Here is a 21,922-nt window from a genome sequence, read left to right on the forward strand (position 1 = left end):
ATCATCATTTTCATTATTGCTCTCAGGCGATGTGTTAATGGTATGCATGTAAATCATCATATTTTAAAACCCGTTTGAGTACATCAAGCGGGTTTTTTAATTCCAATTCTTTGTACTCAAACTATTAATCAGCAAACAACTAAAAAATGAGTACTTTAAAAATTGCAATTCAAAAATCAGGTCGTTTAAACGAAGACAGCATTCAAATCTTAAAAGATTGCGGTATTTCGATCAACAACGGAAACGATCAATTAAAAGCAGAAGCTTCCAATTTTCCTTTAGAAGTTTTATACCTTAGAAATTCAGATATTCCTCAATATTTAATTGATGGAGTTGTAGATTTAGCCATTGTAGGCGATAATTTATTAGTCGAAAAAGGAAAACATATTGAGGTGATTCAAAAACTTGGATTCTCAAAATGCAAGGTTTCAGTAGCTGTTCCTAAAACTTTTGAATATAATTCTATTCAGGATTTAGCAGGTTTACGAATTGCAACATCTTATCCAAACACTGTTAATGAATATTTCAATTCTTTCGGATTAACAGTTGATATTCACCAAATTTCAGGTTCTGTTGAAATTGCGCCAAACATTGGCCTGGCCGATGCGATTGTAGATATCGTTTCTAGCGGAAGCACTTTATTCAAAAACAATTTAAGAGAAGTTGAAGTGATCTTAAAAAGCGAAGCTGTTCTGGCAGTTTCTCCAAAAGTTTCTCCGGAAATTCAAAAACACATTGATACTTTAAAATTTAGAATCCAATCGGTTTTAAGAGCGAGAAATTCAAAATACATTCTGATGAACGTACCAAACGATAAAATTGATGAAATCGGAAAAATTCTACCAGTTTTAAGAAGTTTAACTGTTTTGCCATTGGCACAAGAAGGCTGGAGCAGTGTTCACTCTGTAATTGATAAAGATACTTTTTGGGATGTAATTGATAGATTGAAAGAGGCGGGAGCCGAAGGAATTTTAGTTTGCCCAATTGAAAAAATGGTTCTTTAGAAGGAAATTCCAATTTTTTAAATTCCAAATTCCAATTGAAATGAAATTCCAATATAAAAATTCCAAATCCCAAACTTCGACAACAGCTTTGCGAACTTAATTAACGTTTTTAAAAGTAAGAATACTAAAAAAACCTTGCGCTCTTTGCGGTTAAAAAAACACAAAGCATTGGAATTTGGGATTTTAAAAAATTGGAATTTATTAATTAATAACAATTATGAATAAAATAGACAATCCAAAACCAGATACCTGGTCAGAAATATTAAAAAGACCAACCAAAACGATCGATGATATCGAAGTTACGGTTAAAGAAATTTTTAAAGAAGTACAAAAAAAAGGCGATGAAGCCGTTGCAAAATACACTTCTATATTCGACGGAATCACTTTAGATAATTACCAAGTTACTCCCGCAGAAATTGAGGAAGCAATTAATTCGATTTCAGATGAATTGAAAAAATCGATTCAATTGGCGAAAGCAAATATTTTAAAGTTTCATACCGCTCAAAAAACAGATCGCATTTCAGTTGAAACTATTGAAGGAGTAAACTGCTGGCAGGAAAAAAGACCAATTCAAAAAATTGGTTTGTATATTCCGGGAGGAACCGCACCTTTATTCTCAACGGTTTTAATGTTGGCTGTTCCTGCTGAAATTGCAGGTTGTAAAGAAATTGTTCTATGTTCACCTCCAGACAAAACGGGAAAAATAAATCCGGCTATTTTATATACAGCTAATTTATGTGGTGTAACTAAAATATTAAAAGTAGGCGGAATTCAGGCAATTGCAGGAATGACGTTTGGAACACAGTCTATTCCGAAAGTGTATAAGATTTTCGGACCAGGAAATCAATTTGTAACGGTGGCCAAACAATTAGCAACACAATTTGGAGTAGCAATTGATATGCCTGCTGGTCCTTCAGAATTGTTGATAATAGCTGATGACACGGCAGTTCCGGCATTCGTAGCTTCTGATTTATTGTCGCAAGCAGAACACGGAACAGATAGCCAGGTGATTTTAGTTTCGACTTCAAGAAGATTAATTGATGCTGTTGAAACAGAAATTCAATCTCAAATTGAAGAACTTCCGAGAAAAGCAATTGCAAAGAAAGCAATTGAAAATTCTAAATTGATTTATGTAGAAAATGATCAGATTGCATTGGAATTAATCAATGAGTATGGACCGGAACACTTTATAATCTGTTCAGAATTTGATGATTTTTATTGTAACGGAATTGTGAATGCAGGCTCAGTTTTTATTGGAAATTATACTCCCGAAAGCGCAGGAGATTATGCTTCAGGAACGAATCATACGTTACCTACAAACGGCTACGCGAAGAATTACAGTGGAGTAAATCTGGATAGTTTTATGAAATCGATGACGTTTCAGAAAATTTCTAAAACCGGAATTCAAAATATTGGAAGAGCAATTGAAGTTATGGCTGAAGCCGAAGGTTTGCAAGCGCATAAAAATGCAGTTACACTTCGTTTAAAGAGTATAGAGTAAAGAATATAGAATATAGAGTAAAGAATATAGAGAATAGAAAATAGAACCAGGAAGAAAGAATCAAGATAAAATCTATATTCTATTCTCTATATTGTTTACTCTTTTTATAATTAAGACAATGAAATTCGATATAAATACAATAACACGTGAAAACGTAAAGACATTAAAACCATATTCATCTGCACGTGATGAGTTTGAAGATTTTGATACAGCCGAAATGATTTTTTTGGATGCTAATGAAAATCCGTTTCAGAATGGCGTAAATCGTTATCCGGATCCGCAACAAAGTTCTGTAAAAGCGATTTTGGCGAAAAATAATAATATAAAATCAAGTCAGATTTTGCTAGGGAACGGAAGTGATGAAGTTTTAGATCTTCTTTTTAGAGCTTTTTGCGAACCAAAAATGGATAATATTATTTCGTTACCGCCAACATATGGAATGTATAGTGTTTTAGCGAATATCAATGCAGTTGAAAATAGAGAAGTTTTGCTTTCGACAGATTTTCAGCCACAGGTTGAGAAAATTTTAGAAGCCGTTGATGCCAATACAAAAATCATCTTCTTATGTTCCCCGAATAATCCAACAGGAAATTCTTTCTCTGACGAAAGTGTAGTGAAATTGCTTCAGAATTTTAAAGGCTTGGTTGTTATTGATGAAGCTTATATTGACTTTTCTGATAAAGAAAGCTGGTTGATTGAAATTGACGAATATCCAAATCTGGTTATTACACAAACGCTTTCAAAAGCGTACGGTTTGGCAGGAATTCGTTTAGGGATTTGTTATGCTTCTGAAGCTGTAATTTCGATTTTAAATAAAATAAAACCTCCTTACAATGTAAACGAATTAACACAGCAAAGGGCTATTGAACGTTTAAAAGATTCTGATAAAATAAAACAGGAAATAGCTTCTATAATTGAACAAAGAGAAGAGTTACTTAAAGTTTTACTAGAAGTGTCTTTTGTTGAGAAAGTTTATCCTACAGAAGCTAATTTCGTTCTGGTAAAAGTAGATGATGCCAACAAAAGATACGATGAATTAATTGCAAAAGGAATCGTAATCCGTAATAGAACAACTCAGCCTTTATGCGAAAACTGCCTGCGTTTTACGATTGGTATTCCAGAAGAAAATGCAGTTTTGATTAAGGAATTGAAATTATTGAAGTAAAAAATAAAGGCCACAGATTTCACAGATTAAAATGATTTTTTCACGCAGATTAAAGTAGATTTCTTTTTGATTTTTAATTATGAATAATCTGTGTGCATCTGCTCAAATCTTTTAAAATCTGCCTGAAATAAAATTTTGCGTAATTAGTGATAAGATATCATTTTAATCTGCGTAATCTGTGGCAGAACAAAAATTATACTATGAAAAAAGTACTTTTTATCGATCGTGATGGAACGATTGTTTTAGAACCTGAAAATTTACAATTGGATAGTTTGAATAAACTAGAATTTTATCCTAAAGCTTTTCAATACTTGGCTAAAATTGCCAATGAATTAGATTATGAATTGGCAATGGTGACGAACCAAGACGGATTAGGAACGGATAGCTTTCCGGAAGATACGTTTTGGCCAACACAGAATTTTATTTTAAAAGCCTTTGAAAACGAAGGAGTTTTATTTGATGAGATTTTTGTGGACAGATCTTTTCCTGAAGATAATGCGCCAACTCGCAAGCCAAGAACCGGAATGCTGACAAAATATTTAAATAATCCGGAATATGATTTAGCAAATTCTTTTGTTTTAGGAGATCGTTTAACCGATGTAGAATTGGCAAAAAATCTAGGTGCAAAAGCCATCTTTATGAACATGACGGATGGAGCCGGAAGCAATGAAATTTCATTAAAACGTGAAGAATTGGACGAAACTATTATTCTTCAAACGATGAGTTGGAAGGAAATTTATGAGTTTTTGAAATTGGAATCTCGTTCAGCTTCGATTACACGTAAAACACATGAAACGGATATTTTTATTAATGTAAATTTAGACGGAACTGGGAAAAGTAAAATAGATACCGGAATTGCCTTTTTTGATCATATGTTAGATCAGATTTCACGTCACGGTCAAATGGATTTAGAAATCCTTGTAAAAGGAGATTTAGAGGTAGATGAGCACCACACGATTGAAGATACTGCCATTGCACTAGGTGAAGTTTTTGCTAAAGCTTTAGGGAATAAATTAGGAATTGAACGTTACGGATTCTGTCTTCCTATGGATGATTGCCTGGCACAGGTGGCAATTGATTTTGGTGGAAGAAACTGGTTAGTTTGGGAAACGGAATTCAAACGCGAAATGGTAGGTAAAATGCCAACAGAAATGTTTTATCATTTCTTTAAATCGTTCTCTGATGGTGCGAAGGCCAATATCAACATAAAAGCAGAAGGAACCAACGAACACCACAAAATTGAAGCGATTTTTAAAGCTTTCGCAAAAGCAATAAAAGTGGCGGTAAAAAGAGATACAGAGAAAATGATTTTGCCTTCAACGAAAGGAATGTTATAAAAAGTTTCAAGTTTCAGGTTCCAAGTTTCAGGTTGCTCAACAGAACTTGAAACTTGAAACCTGAAACAAAACAAACAAAAGAAATGAAAATAGTAATTATAAATTACGGAGCAGGAAATATTCAGAGCATTATGTTTGCTATTGAAAGGCTTGGTTTTAAAGCTGTTCTAAGTAATAATCCGGAAGAAATTAAATCTGCTGATAAGGTGATTTTTCCTGGTGTTGGCGAGGCGAGTTCGGCTATGAAAAAACTAAAGGAAAGTGGTTTAGATAGTTTGATTCCGACTTTGAAACAGCCTGTTTTTGGAATTTGTCTTGGTATGCAATTGATGTGTAAATCATCTGAAGAAGGTAATACCAAAGGTTTAGGGATTTTTGACGTTGACGTGGTTAAATTCACTTCAAGAGTAAAAGTACCACAGATGGGATGGAATCAGATTTATGATTTAAAATCGGATTTATTTAAGGGAATTTCGGAAAATGAATTTATGTATTTGGTGCATAGTTTTTATGCTCCAAATTGCGTTGAAGCCATTGCAACAACAAATTATGAATTAGAATATGCGTCGGCATTGCAAAAAGGCAATTTTTACGGAACACAGTTTCATCCCGAAAAAAGTGGTGCTGTAGGGGAAAAGATACTTGATAATTTTTTAAAAATATAAAGAGAGATTTAAAGACTTTACGACTTTAGACTTTTAAACTTTAAGACTTAAATAATGAGAATAATACCAGCCATAGATATCATTGACGGAAAATGTGTTCGTTTGTCAAAAGGTGATTACGATACAAAGATAATTTATAATGAAAATCCGCTTGAAGTTGCAAAATCATTCGAAGCGCACGGAATCGAATATTTACATTTAGTAGATCTTGATGGTGCAAAATCGAGTAAAATCGTCAATTATAAAATATTAGAACAAATTGCGACACAAACCAGTCTGCAAATTGATTTTGGCGGAGGCTTAAAATCCGATGATGATTTAAAAATCGCTTTTGAAAGCGGTGCAAGTCAGATTACAGGTGGAAGTATTGCTGTAAAAAACAGAGCAATATTTGAAAAATGGATTTCAGAATACGGTTCAGATAAAATCATTTTAGGTGCTGATGCTAAAGACGAAAAAATAGCTGTTTCAGGCTGGTTAGAAGATTCGGATGAAGATTTGATTCCGTTTATTCAGGATTATCAAGCCAAAGGAATTCAGTACGTTATCTGCACCGATATTGCCAAAGACGGAATGTTAGAAGGGCCTAGTTTTGATTTGTATGGTAAAATTTTGAAAGAAGCGAATGGTATTAAATTAATTGCTTCTGGTGGAATTTCAACTTTTGATGAGTTACCAAAATTAGCGCATTTGGGTTGTGAAGGAACCATAATCGGAAAAGCGATTTATGAAGGTAGAATTACTTTGAAACAGTTAGAGAACTATATAATTAGAAAATGAGATAATTATCTAATTAGATAATTTAAGCTTTGCGAAGTAATTATCTAATTGACTAATTATCTAATTAACACATTAGATTAATGTTAGCAAAAAGAATCATTCCTTGTTTGGATATAAAAAACGGAAGAACCGTAAAAGGCGTTAACTTTGTTGATTTGCGCGATGCGGGCGATCCTGTTGAGTTAGCTGAGATTTATTCAGCGGAAGGTGCTGATGAATTGGTTTTTCTGGATATTTCGGCTACTGAAGAACGCCGAAAAACGTTGGTCAATATGGTGCGAAGTGTAGCGGAGAAAATCAATATTCCGTTTACAGTCGGTGGGGGAATTTCATCTGTTGAAGATGTTGAAATTCTGCTGAATAACGGTGCTGATAAAGTTTCGATTAATTCATCGGCAGTAAAAAATCCACAACTGATTAATGATTTGGCACAGAAATTCGGAAGCCAATGTGTTGTTGTGGCTATCGATGCTAAACAAATTGACGGACAATGGATTGTGCATTTAGTTGGTGGAAAAGTTCCGACAGAATTAAATTTATTCGATTGGGCGGTAGAAGTTGCAAAACGTGGTGCCGGAGAAATCTTATTCACATCGATGGATAATGACGGAACCAAAAATGGGTTTGCAAATGAAGCTTTAGCTAAATTATCAGAATTAATTAATATTCCGATTATTGCTTCGGGCGGTGCGGGAAATATACAGCATTTTGTAGATTCTTTTAAAGTAGGGAAGGCAGATGCAGCATTGGCTGCGAGTGTTTTTCACTTTAAAGAAATTGAAATTAAAACTTTGAAAGAAGAATTAAGAAATAATGATATTGAAGTTAGACTTTAGAAGAATAGAGTCAAGAAGCAAGAAAAAAGAAAAAAAATAAAATAGGAAATCAGTAATCTAAAATCTGAATTCTAAAATCTAAATAAAATGAACATAGATATCAAAAGCTCACACGGATTGATTCCGGCGATAATTCAGGATTCAGAAACAAAAAATGTTTTGATGCTGGGATATATGAACGAAGAATCAATTCAAAAAACAATAGAAACGCAGAAAGTTACTTTTTTCAGCCGTTCAAAACAAAGACTTTGGACAAAAGGCGAGGAGAGTGGTAATTTTTTAGAACTGGTAGATATTAAAAATGATTGCGATGGCGATACACTTTTGATTCAGGCAAAACCAGTTGGACCAACCTGTCACACAGGTGCCGATACTTGCTGGCAAGAAGAAAACAAAGAAAATTTTGGTTTTATTTCAAGCTTAGAAAAGACTATAAAAACCAGAAGAGAGAATGTCGATTCTGAAAAGAGTTATGTAGCTTCTTTATTCGAAAAAGGGATCAATAAAATTGCTCAGAAAGTAGGGGAAGAAGCTGTAGAAGTGGTTATCGAAGCAAAAGATGATAATGATGATTTGTTTCTTAGTGAAAGTGCCGATTTACTGTTTCACTATTTGATTTTATTGCAGGCAAAAGGCTTTCAATTGAATGATGTTGTTGATGTTTTGAAGAAGCGTCAGAAGTAACTCAGAGTTAAAATAAAAATCGCATTATGATTTAGAATTACTGATCTAAATCATAATGCGATTTTTTGTGCTTAATATTCTGAGAAAAAAAAGTACTTTTAATTCGTAAAAATATTTTCTATGAAATGGTATATCTGTTTGTTATTATTTTTTAATTCCTCTTTTAATTATGCTTTCAAGAAACATGAATTGTCATATTCTGTTGTTATTGCAAAAGCAGATTTAATTGTTGATGGAGTCATTTCAAAAGTTTCTAAGGATAGATACGAATTTACAATTTCTCAATTTGTAAAAGGAAAATCAAATTCTAAAATTAATGTTTCCATTTGGAAAGAATGGCTTTGTGATCCGAGAATTAAAGAGTTAAAAACTGGTCAGAGATTAATTTTATTTTTAGAAAAAACGGCTTATGGTAATTTTACTCCAATTAATCAAAGTACTGGAGAGCTTTACGTAGATAATGATGCTTTTATAAATATATTTCTACCCAAAGATTTTGATAATCCTACAGTTTTAAAAAATGGTATAGCAATGTTTGTTAATACCTTTAGTTTTTATGGAGATTTAAATGATAGGTTTTTACAGAATGTTTATATTGTGTCAAATAAATCTATATTTGAGATTTATAAAATGAGAGAAGAAAATAAGTTTTTCAATTTTTTAGCTGAACATTTGAAGTATTCGACGGTTAAGCATAATGTTGGTTTCACAATTAACCAAATAAACGATTAAACATTATTCCGTAAATTCAAATACTGCAAATTCCTTCGGTTGATGAAATCCAAATTTTAAACTCTTATAAGGATGTAAAGCAAGGTATTTGGTTGTATTACCGTAATCAATTCTAAAAGCATTTCCTTTCCATTTAGTTCCAATTTTTGGCTTTAAGAAATTGCCATTTTGAATTTTCTCCAAGCTTGAAAACGGAATTTTAATTTCAGCATCAAATCCTTCAGGTGTTATTGTACTAGCAGCTTCAAGCCCTTCTATATCAAAAGCCATAGAAGTTTTCCATCCGCCACAGTCAGGTGAAATACATTTTAAGAGCATATCGTAATTAGTTGAAAAAGCATTTACTCCAATTTCAATGTAATTTTGTCCATCGCCATCGGCATCAAAAAAAATCTCTACTAAGTCATCTGTACTAAAAATAGGGGAATCTTTCTTCTGACTTAATCCAATGATTTTAGAATCGACTGAATTATAGGCTATATATAAGTTGTCATCATTCCACGAAAGTGAAACTATAGTACTCTGTGTTGCTTTTTCTGCTGAATTATGAATTACAAATGGTCCAGAAAATGGTGTTTTCCAATCTGATAAATCTCCATCAATTACTATTTTGTCAATTGTTTTATGCACAGGAATATTTTGAGAAGAAACTGTTTTCGAACACATCAAAAACAAAAAAGTAACAATTTTAATACATTTCATAAAGTAGCATGAGGATTTTAATTTGCTAAAATAGAGAAGAATATTGAATTTTAACATTTAATTATCCGAATAGAAATTATAAAATTATTAGAAAATTGATTCTAATGTTTACTTTTGTTGATAATTAAGTTCACATAAGTACCCTATTTATTTCAAATTTCTAATTTATGAAAAATTACTTTGGAGGCATGTTAGTTGCCTTTTTGGTTGGTTTTAATGCCAATGCACAAGGGCTTCTGAATAAGTCTGAGACTGTTTTTACACATCAGGATTCTTTACGCGGAAGTATTACAAAAGAGAGAGCCTGGTGGGATTTAAAATACTATCATCTTGATGTAAAAGTAAATCCGGCTGAAAAAACAATTACAGGTTCAAATACCGTGAAATATACTGTTTTATCAGAAAACAATAAAATGCAGATCGATTTGCAGGAACCAATGCAAATATATAAAGTTACTCAGGACGAAAAAGAATTGAAGTTTGAAAGAGATGGAAATGCTTTTTTTATTCAATTAACTGCAAAACAAAAGGTGGGAGATACAAAGGAAATTGTAATTTCTTTTGGAGGAAAACCTAAAGAAGCTGTGCGAGCGCCTTGGGATGGTGGATTCTCATGGAAAAAAGACAAAAACGGAAAAGATTTTGTTGCTACATCTTGTCAGGGTTTAGGTGCCAGCGTTTGGTGGCCCAACAAAGATCATATGTATGATGAAGTGGAGAATATGCTGATTAGTGTGAATGTTCCTGGAGATTTGACAGAAGTTTCTAACGGAAGATTAAAAAGCGTTAAAAAAGAAAAAGACGGTACAAAAACTTTTAATTGGTATGTTTCGAACCCAATTAATAATTATGGTGTCAATATTAATATCGGAGATTACGTTAATTTCTCTGAAGTGTATAAAGGAGAAAAAGGTGATTTAGACTGTAATTATTATGTTTTAAGAGATAATTTGGCTTTAGCGAAAGAGCAGTTTAAAGATGCTCCAAAAATGCTTAAAGCTTTTGAAAATTGGTTTGGACCTTATCCGTTTTATGAAGACAGTTATAAATTAGTTGAAGTTCCGTATTTAGGAATGGAACACCAAAGTTCTGTAACATACGGAAACCAATATAAAAAAGGTTACTTAGGACGTGATTTAAGCGGTACTGGCTGGGGGCTAAAATTTGACTTTATCATCATTCACGAATCCGGACACGAGTGGTTTGCAAACAACATTACCTATAAAGATATTGCTGATATGTGGATTCACGAGAGTTTCACTAACTATTCTGAAAGTCTTTTTGTAGAGTATTACTATGGAAAAGAAGCCGGAGCTGAATATGTAATTGGATGTAGAAAAAATATTCAAAATGACACACCAATTATCGGGCGTTACGATGTAAACAACGAAGGATCAGGTGATATGTATCCTAAAGGAGCAAACATGCTGCACACCATTCGTCAGGTAATTAATGATGATGCGAAATGGAAATCGATTTTGAGAGGTTTAAATAGTACTTTTTACCATAAAACTGTTACTTCTAAAGAAATTGAAGATTACATTAATACACAAGCTGGAATCAATTTCAACAGAGTTTTTGCTCAGTATTTAACCACAACTCAAATTCCGGTTTTCGAATATATGTTCAAAAATGGAACTTTAGGATATCACTGGACCAACTGTGTTGCAAAATTTGACTTGCCTGTAAAAGTGAAAATAAACGGTGTTGAAACCTGGTTGAAACCAACTACAGAATGGCAATCAGTAAAAACTACAAACGAAAACAGAACCTTAGAAGTTGATAAGAACTTTTATGTGACGAGTTCTAATATTGTAGAGTAAAGTTTTTTAAAATTCCAATAAAAAAATCCCAAATTCCAATTGCTGGAGTTTGGGATTTTTTTTATGTGAGTAGTAAACCTGGCAGGTTTTTAAAACGTTTCGGTTTTCTTATTTATGGGTGATCTTGTCATTTCGACGAAGGACAAATCACACAAGTGATTCCGTTCCTAAAATCGCTAATCTTTGCCGAGCTACTTGCGGAGATTTGCTTCGCCAGTCACTATCGCTCTAGTCTCCTTCGTCGAAATGACAAATATTGCGATAACTTTGACAAAGATTGAAACGCAAACCATTTGGAATTTGGATTTTAAAAATTGGAATTTAAATTTCTATCTACTACTCAATTTTGCCTTTTCTTTTATAATATCAGCAATTTTTCTGTTTTCAATTTTGCTTTCCAGCCATGAGATGATATCTAAATAAAGGAAAGCTCTTTTTTCATAAGTGTTTTTCTCCAGTTCAATAAAACGTGCACGCATTTTAATAAATTCCTTTTTAATATCTGTTGGATAGAAGTTATTAAGGTTTCTTAAGAATTTGATGATTTCTTTTTGAACTTCATGTAAGTCATTCATTTTCAATAAAAACTTATAGGTACTTTTAAGATGATTTTCTAAATAATAATCTTTTCCTAACTCATAATGTGCAATCAACGATAAAAGTCTCGCAAAACACATTAGATCCTCGCGCATCGTTAAGTTCTTGTTATTGATAATCTTATCTAAATAAAGAATGCATTCGTTATACTTTTCATTTCCAAAGTAAATTGATGCAATCTTATAGAAAAACAACATTTCGTGATGTTCGTCGAGATGATCGCTATGAATTTTTATTTTCTCCAGAATCTCAGGAATTAAATATTCACTTTCTGCAAAAGTACCTTCTAATATATGCAAATTTAACTTATTGTTATAAACATATAGAAATGATAGTGATGCAATGTTATCGTTTACCGGGAATTTATCATCCTTAATCGTTTCTTCTAAAAGCGATAAATATTTTTTGAAATTCGATTTGTATTTCAACATATAAAGCGATTCTAAAAAGTAATGGTTCCCTTTTAGAAAAAATACCGGATTTTGGTAAATCATATTAGGGTTATCATAAAACAATCTTACCCATTTATAAGCGTATTTATAACTAGCTAAGAAATCCTGAACGAGGAAACTTCGCCATAGATTGGCATTGTAAAACCAATATTTTTCACGAAAGCCAAATTTACTTTCATCCAATTTTGCAGTATGCCTGTTGAAGTAATCATCAATATACTTATACTCTTCATCATTTTTTACGTAACCTGTTTTTAGCATGATTCCGTATAGCTGCAGCGATAAATTCGATAATTTACTTGAAATTGTATTTCGGTAATTCAGTTCTTTTGCCTGAATCACCAACTCATCTGCACGTCCCTGAATACTTCGGGTAATATATTGAGATTCGATTAGTTTTTCGAACTCGACAATTTCATACGCCATATATTTTTCATCATTTTCCAGCGCAATGATTTTTGTCTTATCCAGAATTTTCAAACTCTGTTTATACAGTCCCTTATTGTATAAAATCCCTGCAAAATCAATTTGTTCGCGCAATTGATATCGAATATTCTGACTCGGAATATTCAGTCTAATACTGACTAGAATTTGTTTATACAGGTATGATTTTAAGTTAGATAGCTGTATTTTTTTGATTATACCGCTTTTTAGAATAAGCTTTTCATCATAGGTTTCAGACTTATCTAAAATATTAAATAATTCGATGAATTTAGTATTCGAACTTGTTTCCAATCGGCTGGCAAAAATTTTAAATTGTCTTTTTTCGGATTTGGAAAGCGATTTAATCAGAACAAATAAGAAATCTTTTTGATGGTTAGCCATTGTAAAATATAATAATATAACTTATTGATTATTAATTATTTAACTCGTTATAAATTGTGTTATGAACAGTATAATTTCATTAAAATGAATTTCATACTACGTAAGTACAATATATATTTGTTATCAAGATGTGAAATTACATTAAATAAATGAATATGAATAGAGAGAAAGTTCAAATTTTTGACACCACTTTGCGCGATGGTGAACAAGTTCCAGGATGTAAGTTAGATACTAAACAAAAATTAGTTATCGCAGAACGACTAGACAAAATGGGAGTTGACGTTATCGAAGCAGGTTTTCCTGTGTCAAGTCCGGGCGATTTTTTATCGGTCTCTGAGATTTGTAAAATTGTAGAAAATGCAACCGTCTGCGGACTGACAAGAGCTGTAAAAAACGACATTGATGTTGCTGCAGCTGCCCTAAAGCATGCTAAAAGACCTAGAATCCACACAGGAATCGGAACATCTGAATCTCATATACTCCATAAATTAAATACTACCAGAGAAGATATTATTGCCAGAGCAAAATATGCTGTATCTCACGCAAAATCCTATGTAGAAGACGTTGAGTTTTATGCAGAGGACGCAGGTAGAACAGACAACGCTTTCTTAGCACAGGTTTGTGAAGAAGTAATTAAATCCGGAGCAACTGTATTAAATATTCCTGATACAACAGGATATTGTTTGCCTGAAGAATACGGAGCAAAAATTAAATATTTAAGAGAAAACGTAAAAGGAATCGAAAACGTAATCCTTTCATGTCATTGTCATAATGATTTAGGAATGGCAACTGCAAACTCTATTGCAGGAGCAATAAATGGAGCGAGACAAATAGAATGTACTATTAATGGTATTGGTGAAAGAGCCGGAAACACTGCACTTGAAGAAGTAGTAATGATTTTTAAGCAACATCCTTATCTTAATTTAGATACAAACATCAATACAAGAGAATTAAACGAAATGAGCCGTTTGGTTTCTGAAAGTATGGGAATGATTGTGCAACCAAATAAGGCTATTGTAGGAGCAAATGCTTTTGCACACAGTTCAGGAATTCACCAGGATGGTGTGATCAAAAACAGAGCAACTTATGAGATCATGGATCCTCTTGATGTGGGAGTTAATGAATCATCTATTATTTTGACAGCAAGAAGCGGAAGAGCTGCTTTGGCTTACCGTGCTAAAAAAGTAGGTTACGAGCTTACAAAAGTACAATTGGATATTGTATACATTGAGTTTCTGAAATTCGCTGATATTAAGAAAGAAGTTTTAGATGCAGATATTCATCAGATTATTGAAGCTGCTAAGATTCAGGACGAATTAGTTAGAAGCTAGTTGAAAAGAAAATAGAACAAAGAAGAAAGATAAAAATAAAGATTTAAATCATAAAGAACGAGACGTTATGAATTTGAAAATAGCAGTTTTACCAGGAGACGGAATTGGACCGGAAGTAATTTTACAAGCCAAAAAAGCGTTGTACGCAATTGGAGAGGTGTATAATCATGAATTTGTTTTTGAAGAAGCGCTCATGGGGGCGATCGCCATTGACAAAACGGGAAATCCTCTGCCGGAACAAACGCTTAATCTTTGCCTCAATACTGATGCTGTTTTATTTGGAGCAATCGGAGATCCTAAATATGATAATAATCCAAATGCAAAAGTTCGTCCGGAGCAGGGATTATTGAAATTGAGAAAAGAATTAGGATTGTTCGCAAACATTCGTCCAATAAAACCTTATAAATCATTAGTAGATGCTTCTCCATTAAAAAGAGAAATTATTGAAGGCGCAGATTTTACTATTTTCAGAGAATTAACAGGTGGTGCTTATTTTGGAGCTAAAACATTAAATGAAGAAGGAACACATGCTTCAGATTTATGCGAATATTCAGAAGAAGAAATCACAAGAATAGCACATTTGGCTTTTAAATCGGCACAAAATCGTCGTAAAAAGTTAACAATGGTAGACAAAGCAAATGTTTTGGAAACTTCAAGATTATGGAGAAAAGTAGTTCAGAAAGTGGGCGAAGGTTATCCAGATGTAGCCTTAGACTTTTTATTTGTGGATAACGCAGCAATGCAGATTATCTTAAATCCAAAACAATTCGACGTGATTTTGACAGAGAATTTATTTGGAGACATCTTATCAGATGAAGCGAGTGTTATTACAGGTTCTATTGGTTTATTGGCTTCGGCATCTTTAGGAGAAAAAAATGCTTTGTTTGAACCAATTCACGGTTCTTATCCACAAGCCAAAGGAAAAAATATTGCGAATCCAATTGCTTCAATTTTGTCAGCTGCCATGTTGTTAGAGCATTTCGGCTTGTTTAAAGAAGCAAATGTAATCTATCAGGCTGTTGAAAAAGCAATTGAATTTAAAGTAGTTACAGTTGATCTAAAAGCAGATTCAAAATTCGGTACAAATGAAGTAGGGGAGTTTGTTTCTAATTTTATTTTCAGCAAAGATGATTTGCTATATTTTAATAATGACAACGTTCATATCGGACAATCGACAATTGTTTAATGTTTTTTGTTAAAACTTAAAAGAAATAACAAGAAGTATCTAAAATGTTGAGATTTTATTTTTTTAGTCACTTAAGTTTGTATACTTTTGTCACACTAAAAAAATAACAGGATGCAAATCTCAATTATTATTACTTCTGTCGTTGTTGTCAATGTGATTATCACATCTGCATCGGGAATGGTATAAATATAATTGAAAAACTATATTATAAACCTTCCAAATATTGGAAGGTTTTTTTTTGAATAAAAATTAAAAATAAATTAATACATAATGGAATTAAATAAGTACAGCAAAACCATCACTCAAGATCAAACACAACCTGCGGCGCAAGCGATGTTGTACGGTATTGGTTTAACTGAAGAAGATTTGAAAAAAGCACAAGTAGGTATTGTGAGCATGGGTTACGATGGTAACACTTGCAACATGCACTTGAATGATTTAGCAAAAGATGTTAAAAAAGGTGTTTGGGACGCAAATCTGGTCGGACTTATTTTTAATACTATTGGTGTTAGTGACGGTATTTCAAACGGTACAGAAGGAATGCGTTTTTCATTGGTTTCCCGTGATGTAATTGCAGATTCTATTGAAACTGTTGTGGGAGCACAATGGTACGATGGTGTAATTGCTATTCCGGGTTGTGATAAAAATATGCCAGGAGCCCTAATCGCAATGGGAAGATTAAACCGCCCGGCGATGATGGTTTATGGAGGATCAATTCACTCAGGAAAATGGAAAGGTGAATCTTTAAATATCGTTTCTGCCTTTGAAGCATTAGGAAAAAAGGTTAAAAACGAAATTACTCCTGAAGATTTTAAAGGAGTTATTCAAAATGCATGTCCGGGAGCTGGTGCTTGTGGCGGTATGTACACTGCAAATACAATGTCTTCAGCAATTGAAGCGTTGGGTATGAGTTTGCCATACAGCTCTTCAAATCCTGCATTAAGTCAGGAAAAAAGAGATGAATGTCTTGCTGCAGGTGAAGCAATCAAAATATTATTAGAAAAAGATATTAAGCCAAGAGATATTATGACTCGCAAGGCTTTTGAAAATGCAATTACAATAGTAGCTGTTTTAGGAGGTTCTACAAATGCAGTTATGCACTTAATTGCAATGGCTCACGCTGTTGATATCAAAATTACTTTGGATGATTTTCAGGCGATTAATGATAGAACACCGGTATTGGCAGACATGAAGCCAAGTGGTAAGTATATGATGGAAGATATCCATGAAGCAGGTGGTATTCCTTCTGTAATGAAATATTTATTGAAAGTAGGATTGATTCATGGAGATTGTTTAACTGTAACAGGAAAAACAGTTGCTGAAAATCTAGCTTCGACTCCTGATTTACAAGATGGACAACAAGTTATTCATGAAATTCAAAAAGCATTAAAACCAACAGGAAACATTCAGGTTTTATACGGAAATCTTGCTTCTGAAGGAGCTGTTGCAAAAATCAGCGGAAAAGAAGGAGAATATTTTGAAGGACCAGCGGTGGTTTTTGAGGGTGAATTTGAAGTAATTCCAGGTCTTGAGGCCGGAAAAATTAAACCAGGTAATGTAGTCGTCATCAGGTATTGTGGACCAAAAGGTGGTCCGGGGATGCCTGAAATGCTGAAGCCTACATCTGCTATTATTGGAGCCGGATTAGGAAGCAGCTGCGCTCTTATTACAGACGGTAGGTTTTCTGGAGGTTCACATGGCTTTGTCGTAGGACATATTACACCAGAGGCTTATGATGGTGGTGGTATTGCACTAGTAAAAGATGGCGATTTAATTGCTATTGATGCGGTAAAAAATACGATCGACCTGAAGATTTCCGACGAAGAATTTGCAGCTAGAAAAGCGGCTTGGGTTCAGCCACCGTTAAAAGTTACAAAAGGAGTTTTACTTAAATACGCCAGATCGGTGTCAAGCGCTTCAACAGGATGCGTTACCGATAACTAATTAAATAACAATATCAAAAATCAAGGACAATGACAATAACAATATCAAAAATCAAATAGCAGAAAAAAAACAAAAAATCAATTTAGAATTTATCATTGAAATTGATTTTTGACATTGCCATTGAATTTGTGATATTGATTTTTGAAATTGAAATTGATAAAACAAAATATACTATGAAAATATCAGGGGCAGAAGCCGTTATAAGATGTTTATTAGCAGAAGGAGTAGACTTGGTTTACGGATATCCTGGAGGAGCCATAATGCCGGTTTATGACGAATTATATAAATTTCAGGATCAATTACACCACGTTTTAGTACGTCACGAACAAGGTGCAACACACGCAGCTCAGGGATACGCCAGAGCCACAGGAAAAGTTGGAGTAGCAATTGCTACTTCAGGTCCGGGAGCAACCAATTTAGTTACTGGAATTGCAGATGCTCAGATTGATTCAACTCCAATGGTTTGTATTACAGGTCAGGTTGGAAGACATTTATTAGGGTCTGATGCTTTTCAGGAAACAGATATTATTGGAATTTCGACTCCGGTAACAAAATGGAATTTTCAGATTACTGAAGCTTCTCAGATTCCTGAAATTATTGCAAAAGCATTTTACATTGCGCGTTCTGGACGTCCAGGACCTGTATTGATTGACATTACTAAAAATGCTCAATTTGATGAGTTTGATTTTAGTTATGAAAAATGTACAGCAATTAGAAGTTATGTTCCGGTTCCGAAATTAAAATTAGATAAAGTGGCTGAAGCTGCTGCTTTAATCAATAGTGCTAAAAAGCCTTTCATAGTTTTCGGTCAGGGAATTATTTTGGGTCAGGCCGAAGAACAATTGAAAGCTTTTATTGAGAAATCAGGAATTCCGGCAGGTTGGACTATTTTAGGTCTTTCCGCATTACCAACAGATCATCCGTTAAACGTTGGAATGTTAGGAATGCATGGAAATTACGGTCCCAATATGCTGACTAACGAATGCGATGTTTTAATCGCATTGGGAATGCGTTTTGATGACCGTGTTACTGGAAAATTAGCTACTTACGCTAAGCAGGCAAAAGTAATTCACTTTGAAATAGATCCAGCTGAAGTTGATAAAAACGTAAAAACAGAAGTAGCTGTTTTAGGAGATGTAAAAGAAGCTTTGACTGCATTATTGCCTTTAATAGAGAAAAACTCTCACGAATCATGGCACAATGAATTTAAAGAATTTGCAGCAATAGAATTTGCTTCTGTCATAAAAGAAGAACTAAGCCCAACGAATGGTAAAGGTATTTCAATGGGAGAAACCATGGAAATGATCAACAAACATTCAAAAGGTGATGCGATTATCGTTTCTGATGTTGGTCAGCACCAAATGTTTGCTTGCCGTTATGCAAAATTTAATTCAACTAAAAGTAATATTACTTCTGGTGGTTTAGGGACAATGGGATTTGCTTTACCAGCAGCTATTGGAGCTAAAATGGGAAGACCAGATCGTGAAGTTGTAGCTATTATTGGTGATGGTGGATTCCAGATGACAATTCAGGAATTAGGAACTATTTTTCAGACACAAGTACCTGTGAAAATCGTTATTTTAAATAATGAGTTTTTAGGAATGGTTCGTCAATGGCAGGAATTATTCTTTGACAATCGATACGCTTCAACAAAAATGATTAATCCAAATTTTGTTGCAATTGCAGAAGGATATCATATCAAATCTAAAAAAGTAACACAACGCGAGGATTTAGATGCTGCTGTAGCTGAAATGATGGCTTCAAAAGATTCTTATTTCTTAGAAGTTATGGTAGAAAAGGAAAATAATGTTTTCCCAATGATTCCAACAGGAGCATGTGTTTCTGAAATTAGATTAAGCTAAAGAAAAAGTTTCAAGTTTCAGGTTTGTTTTGTTTCAGGTTGTGCAACTTGAAACTTGAAACCTGAAACAAAATAAACTATAAAAAAACATGGAAGATAAAACATTTACCATATCGGTATATTCAGAAAATAATGTTGGATTGTTGAATAGGATATCTGGGATATTCTTAAAGCGTCACATTAATATATTAAGTCTAAACGTTTCAGAATCAGAAATAGAGAATGTTTCAAGGTTTATCATTGTAGTAAATACAACTGAGAAATGGGTTCAGAATATCGTTGGACAAATTGAAAAGCAAATTGAGGTTATCAAAGCATTTTATCACACAGATGAAGAAACAATTTTCTTAGAAAATGCCTTGTTTAAAATACAGTCAAGTTTGTTGTTTGATGAAAAACAAATTCAGAATATTATCAAGGAAAGTCAGTCTACAATCGTGACTGTTTCTCGTGATTTCTTTGTGATTTCAAAATCAGGAAGACGTTCTGAAATTGAGGAATTATATGCAAAATTCAAACCTTACGGCATTATGCAATTTGTTCGTTCAGGCAGAATATCAGTTTCTAAAGAAAAAATGGAAATTTCATCATTGTTAGAAACGTTTAACTAGTATCAATTATAAATTACATATCATTAAATATTATTAAAGAAAATGGCAAATTATTTCAACACATTACCACTTAGATTACAATTAGAACAATTAGGAATTTGCGAATTTATGGAGCAATCTGAATTTGCAGACGGAATCGCAGCATTGGCAGGGAAAAAAGTTGTTATTGTAGGTTGTGGTGCACAAGGTTTAAATCAAGGTTTAAACATGAGAGATTCTGGTTTAGATATTTCTTATGCATTACGTGCAGATGCAATCGCTGAAAAAAGAGCTTCTTATAAAAATGCTACTGAAAACGGTTTTAAAGTAGGTACATATGAAGAATTAATTCCAACCGCAGACTTAGTTTGTAATTTAACTCCGGATAAACAACATACTGCTGTAGTTACTGCTATTATGCCATTAATGAAAAACGGATCAACTTTAGCATACTCTCACGGATTTAACATCGTTGAAGAAGGGATGCAGATTCGTAAAGATATTACAGTAATTATGTGTGCTCCAAAATGTCCTGGATCTGAGGTTCGTGAAGAGTACAAAAGAGGATTTGGTGTACCAACACTTATCGCGGTACACCCTGAAAATGACCCAAATGGTGCAGGTTTAGATCAGGCAAAAGCTTACGCTGTAGCAACAGGAGGTCACAAAGCTGGAGTTTTGAAATCATCATTCGTAGCTGAAGTAAAATCAGATTTAATGGGTGAGCAAACTATCCTTTGTGGATTGTTGCAAACGGGATCTATTTTATGTTTTGATAAAATGGTTGAAAAGGGAATTGATGCTGCATATGCTTCAAAATTAATTCAATACGGATGGGAAACTATCACTGAAGCTTTGAAACATGGTGGTATCACAAACATGATGGATCGTCTTTCAAATCCTGCAAAAATCGAAGCTTACGAACTTGCCGAAGAATTAAAAGACATTATGCGTCCATTATTCCAAAAACACCAAGATGATATTATTTCTGGAGAATTCTCAAGAACTATGATGATCGACTGGGCTAATGACGATGTGAATTTATTGAAATGGAGAGCTGCAACAGGAGAAACTAACTTTGAGAAAACAGCACCACAAGAAGCTCCAATTGCTGAGCAAGAATATTTTGACAATGGCGTTTTAATGATTGCAATGGTTAAAGCAGGTGTAGAATTAGCTTTCGAAACTATGACAGAAGCCGGAATCATTGAAGAGTCAGCTTATTATGAGTCATTACACGAACTACCATTAATTGCTAACACAATTGCAAGAAAGAAATTGTTTGAAATGAACCGCGTTATTTCGGATACTGCTGAGTACGGATGTTATTTATTCGATCACGCTTGTAAACCGTTATTGACTGAATTTATGAAAACAGTTGAAACAAATATAATAGGAAAACCATTCTCAACTTCAAATGGAGTAGATAATGCTATTTTAATCGCAGTAAACAAAGAAATTCGTCAACATCCTATCGAAGAAGTAGGAGCATGGTTGAGAGAATCTATGACTGCAATGAAAAAAATTGGATAATAAATTGGGAATTACCACACATTCGACTGTGATGGGATTTGCACTGTATCTCTGTTTTATGTAATATTTTGAATTAGTAAGCACTTATTAAGAAAAAGGATATAGATGCAATATTGCATTCACTTAACTTCTGTGAGCAAGTGAGTTAAGTGAGGTAATCCCGTATAATGGGGTATGTTTAGTGATAAATATACTTGTAGAGATTTCTATTTTAATTAATAAAGCTGCTGCTATTTTCAAAATAGAATTGCGGATTGTAATACAGAATTACAAAAAATTAATTGTTATTGAAATTGTTAAAATTAAAAAGGCATGGTATTTATTTATCATGCCTTTTTTACGATAGGTATTTTGACGCAAAAAACTAAAAATTT

The 21,922-nt window shown here is 33.4% G+C and carries 18 protein-coding genes; 16 read left to right on the plus strand and 2 right to left on the minus strand.

Annotation, left to right across the window (positions count from 1 at the left end; genetic code table 11):
- Window positions 1-146: 146 nt before the first annotated feature.
- The 9 genes from hisG to AC3ITQ_RS16200 all read left to right on the plus strand — a co-directional run bounded on the left by hisG (window position 147) and on the right by AC3ITQ_RS16200 (window position 8,704).
- Window positions 147-1,004 carry an ATP phosphoribosyltransferase gene (gene hisG, locus AC3ITQ_RS16160; RefSeq protein WP_489235187.1) on the plus strand — a complete coding sequence of 286 codons (858 nt, stop codon included), beginning with the start codon at window positions 147-149 and terminating at the stop codon, window positions 1,002-1,004.
- Between the two features lie 217 nt (window positions 1,005-1,221).
- Window positions 1,222-2,505: a histidinol dehydrogenase gene (gene hisD / locus AC3ITQ_RS16165; RefSeq protein WP_489235188.1), complete on the plus strand. Its 1,284-nt coding sequence runs from the start codon at window positions 1,222-1,224 to the stop codon at window positions 2,503-2,505.
- 118 nt (window positions 2,506-2,623) lie between these two features.
- Window positions 2,624-3,670, plus strand: a complete 1,047-nt coding sequence (gene hisC, locus AC3ITQ_RS16170; protein WP_489235189.1) for a histidinol-phosphate transaminase — start codon at window positions 2,624-2,626, stop codon at window positions 3,668-3,670.
- A 200-nt stretch (window positions 3,671-3,870) separates the two neighbouring features.
- Window positions 3,871-5,007 carry a bifunctional histidinol-phosphatase/imidazoleglycerol-phosphate dehydratase HisB gene (hisB, locus tag AC3ITQ_RS16175; RefSeq protein WP_489235190.1) on the plus strand — a complete coding sequence of 379 codons (1,137 nt, stop codon included), beginning with the start codon at window positions 3,871-3,873 and terminating at the stop codon, window positions 5,005-5,007.
- Between the two features lie 83 nt (window positions 5,008-5,090).
- A complete protein-coding gene (gene hisH / locus AC3ITQ_RS16180) occupies window positions 5,091-5,672 on the plus strand; it encodes an imidazole glycerol phosphate synthase subunit HisH (protein WP_489235191.1) in 582 nt (193 codons plus the stop codon).
- 54 nt (window positions 5,673-5,726) lie between these two features.
- Window positions 5,727-6,452: a 1-(5-phosphoribosyl)-5-[(5-phosphoribosylamino)methylideneamino]imidazole-4-carboxamide isomerase gene (hisA, locus tag AC3ITQ_RS16185; RefSeq protein WP_489235192.1), complete on the plus strand. Its 726-nt coding sequence runs from the start codon at window positions 5,727-5,729 to the stop codon at window positions 6,450-6,452.
- A gap of 80 nt (window positions 6,453-6,532) precedes the next feature.
- On the plus strand, window positions 6,533-7,288 hold the full coding sequence (gene hisF / locus AC3ITQ_RS16190) for an imidazole glycerol phosphate synthase subunit HisF (protein ID WP_489235193.1): 756 nt from the start codon (window positions 6,533-6,535) through the stop codon (window positions 7,286-7,288).
- Window positions 7,289-7,375: 87 nt separating this feature from the next.
- Complete coding sequence (gene hisIE / locus AC3ITQ_RS16195; protein WP_489235194.1) at window positions 7,376-7,972, plus strand: bifunctional phosphoribosyl-AMP cyclohydrolase/phosphoribosyl-ATP diphosphatase HisIE; 597 nt, start codon at window positions 7,376-7,378, stop codon at window positions 7,970-7,972.
- Between the two features lie 120 nt (window positions 7,973-8,092).
- Complete coding sequence (locus tag AC3ITQ_RS16200) at window positions 8,093-8,704, plus strand: hypothetical protein (protein ID WP_489235195.1); 612 nt, start codon at window positions 8,093-8,095, stop codon at window positions 8,702-8,704.
- Window positions 8,705-8,707: 3 nt separating this feature from the next.
- Here the strand turns inward: AC3ITQ_RS16200 and AC3ITQ_RS16205 are convergent, their stop codons facing one another.
- Window positions 8,708-9,406, minus strand: a complete 699-nt coding sequence (locus tag AC3ITQ_RS16205; RefSeq protein WP_489235196.1) for a carbohydrate-binding family 9-like protein — start codon at window positions 9,404-9,406, stop codon at window positions 8,708-8,710.
- Window positions 9,407-9,573: 167 nt separating this feature from the next.
- Between AC3ITQ_RS16205 and AC3ITQ_RS16210 the strand changes: the two genes are divergently transcribed.
- Window positions 9,574-11,229: a M1 family metallopeptidase gene (locus AC3ITQ_RS16210; RefSeq protein ID WP_489235197.1), complete on the plus strand. Its 1,656-nt coding sequence runs from the start codon at window positions 9,574-9,576 to the stop codon at window positions 11,227-11,229.
- A gap of 329 nt (window positions 11,230-11,558) precedes the next feature.
- On the opposite strand, the gene AC3ITQ_RS16215 is transcribed toward AC3ITQ_RS16210, so the two are convergent.
- Window positions 11,559-13,103 carry a hypothetical protein gene (locus tag AC3ITQ_RS16215; protein WP_489235198.1) on the minus strand — a complete coding sequence of 515 codons (1,545 nt, stop codon included), beginning with the start codon at window positions 13,101-13,103 and terminating at the stop codon, window positions 11,559-11,561.
- Between the two features lie 155 nt (window positions 13,104-13,258).
- On the opposite strand from AC3ITQ_RS16215, the gene AC3ITQ_RS16220 reads away from it, so the two are divergent.
- From AC3ITQ_RS16220 to ilvC, 6 genes are all read left to right on the plus strand, one after another.
- Window positions 13,259-14,434, plus strand: a complete 1,176-nt coding sequence (locus AC3ITQ_RS16220; protein WP_489235199.1) for a 2-isopropylmalate synthase — start codon at window positions 13,259-13,261, stop codon at window positions 14,432-14,434.
- A gap of 67 nt (window positions 14,435-14,501) precedes the next feature.
- Window positions 14,502-15,620, plus strand: a complete 1,119-nt coding sequence (leuB, locus tag AC3ITQ_RS16225) for a 3-isopropylmalate dehydrogenase (RefSeq protein WP_489235200.1) — start codon at window positions 14,502-14,504, stop codon at window positions 15,618-15,620.
- 270 nt (window positions 15,621-15,890) lie between these two features.
- Complete coding sequence (gene ilvD / locus AC3ITQ_RS16230; protein ID WP_072970766.1) at window positions 15,891-17,564, plus strand: dihydroxy-acid dehydratase; 1,674 nt, start codon at window positions 15,891-15,893, stop codon at window positions 17,562-17,564.
- Between the two features lie 173 nt (window positions 17,565-17,737).
- Window positions 17,738-19,426, plus strand: coding sequence for a biosynthetic-type acetolactate synthase large subunit (gene ilvB / locus AC3ITQ_RS16235; RefSeq protein ID WP_489235201.1), 1,689 nt, complete (start codon window positions 17,738-17,740; stop codon window positions 19,424-19,426).
- 88 nt (window positions 19,427-19,514) lie between these two features.
- Window positions 19,515-20,036, plus strand: coding sequence for an acetolactate synthase small subunit (ilvN, locus tag AC3ITQ_RS16240; RefSeq protein WP_026985121.1), 522 nt, complete (start codon window positions 19,515-19,517; stop codon window positions 20,034-20,036).
- Window positions 20,037-20,078: 42 nt separating this feature from the next.
- A complete protein-coding gene (gene ilvC, locus AC3ITQ_RS16245; RefSeq protein ID WP_489235202.1) occupies window positions 20,079-21,548 on the plus strand; it encodes a ketol-acid reductoisomerase in 1,470 nt (489 codons plus the stop codon).
- The last annotated feature ends 374 nt before the right edge of the window (window positions 21,549-21,922 follow it).

The organism is Flavobacterium sp. KH_001, from assembly GCF_057840745.1.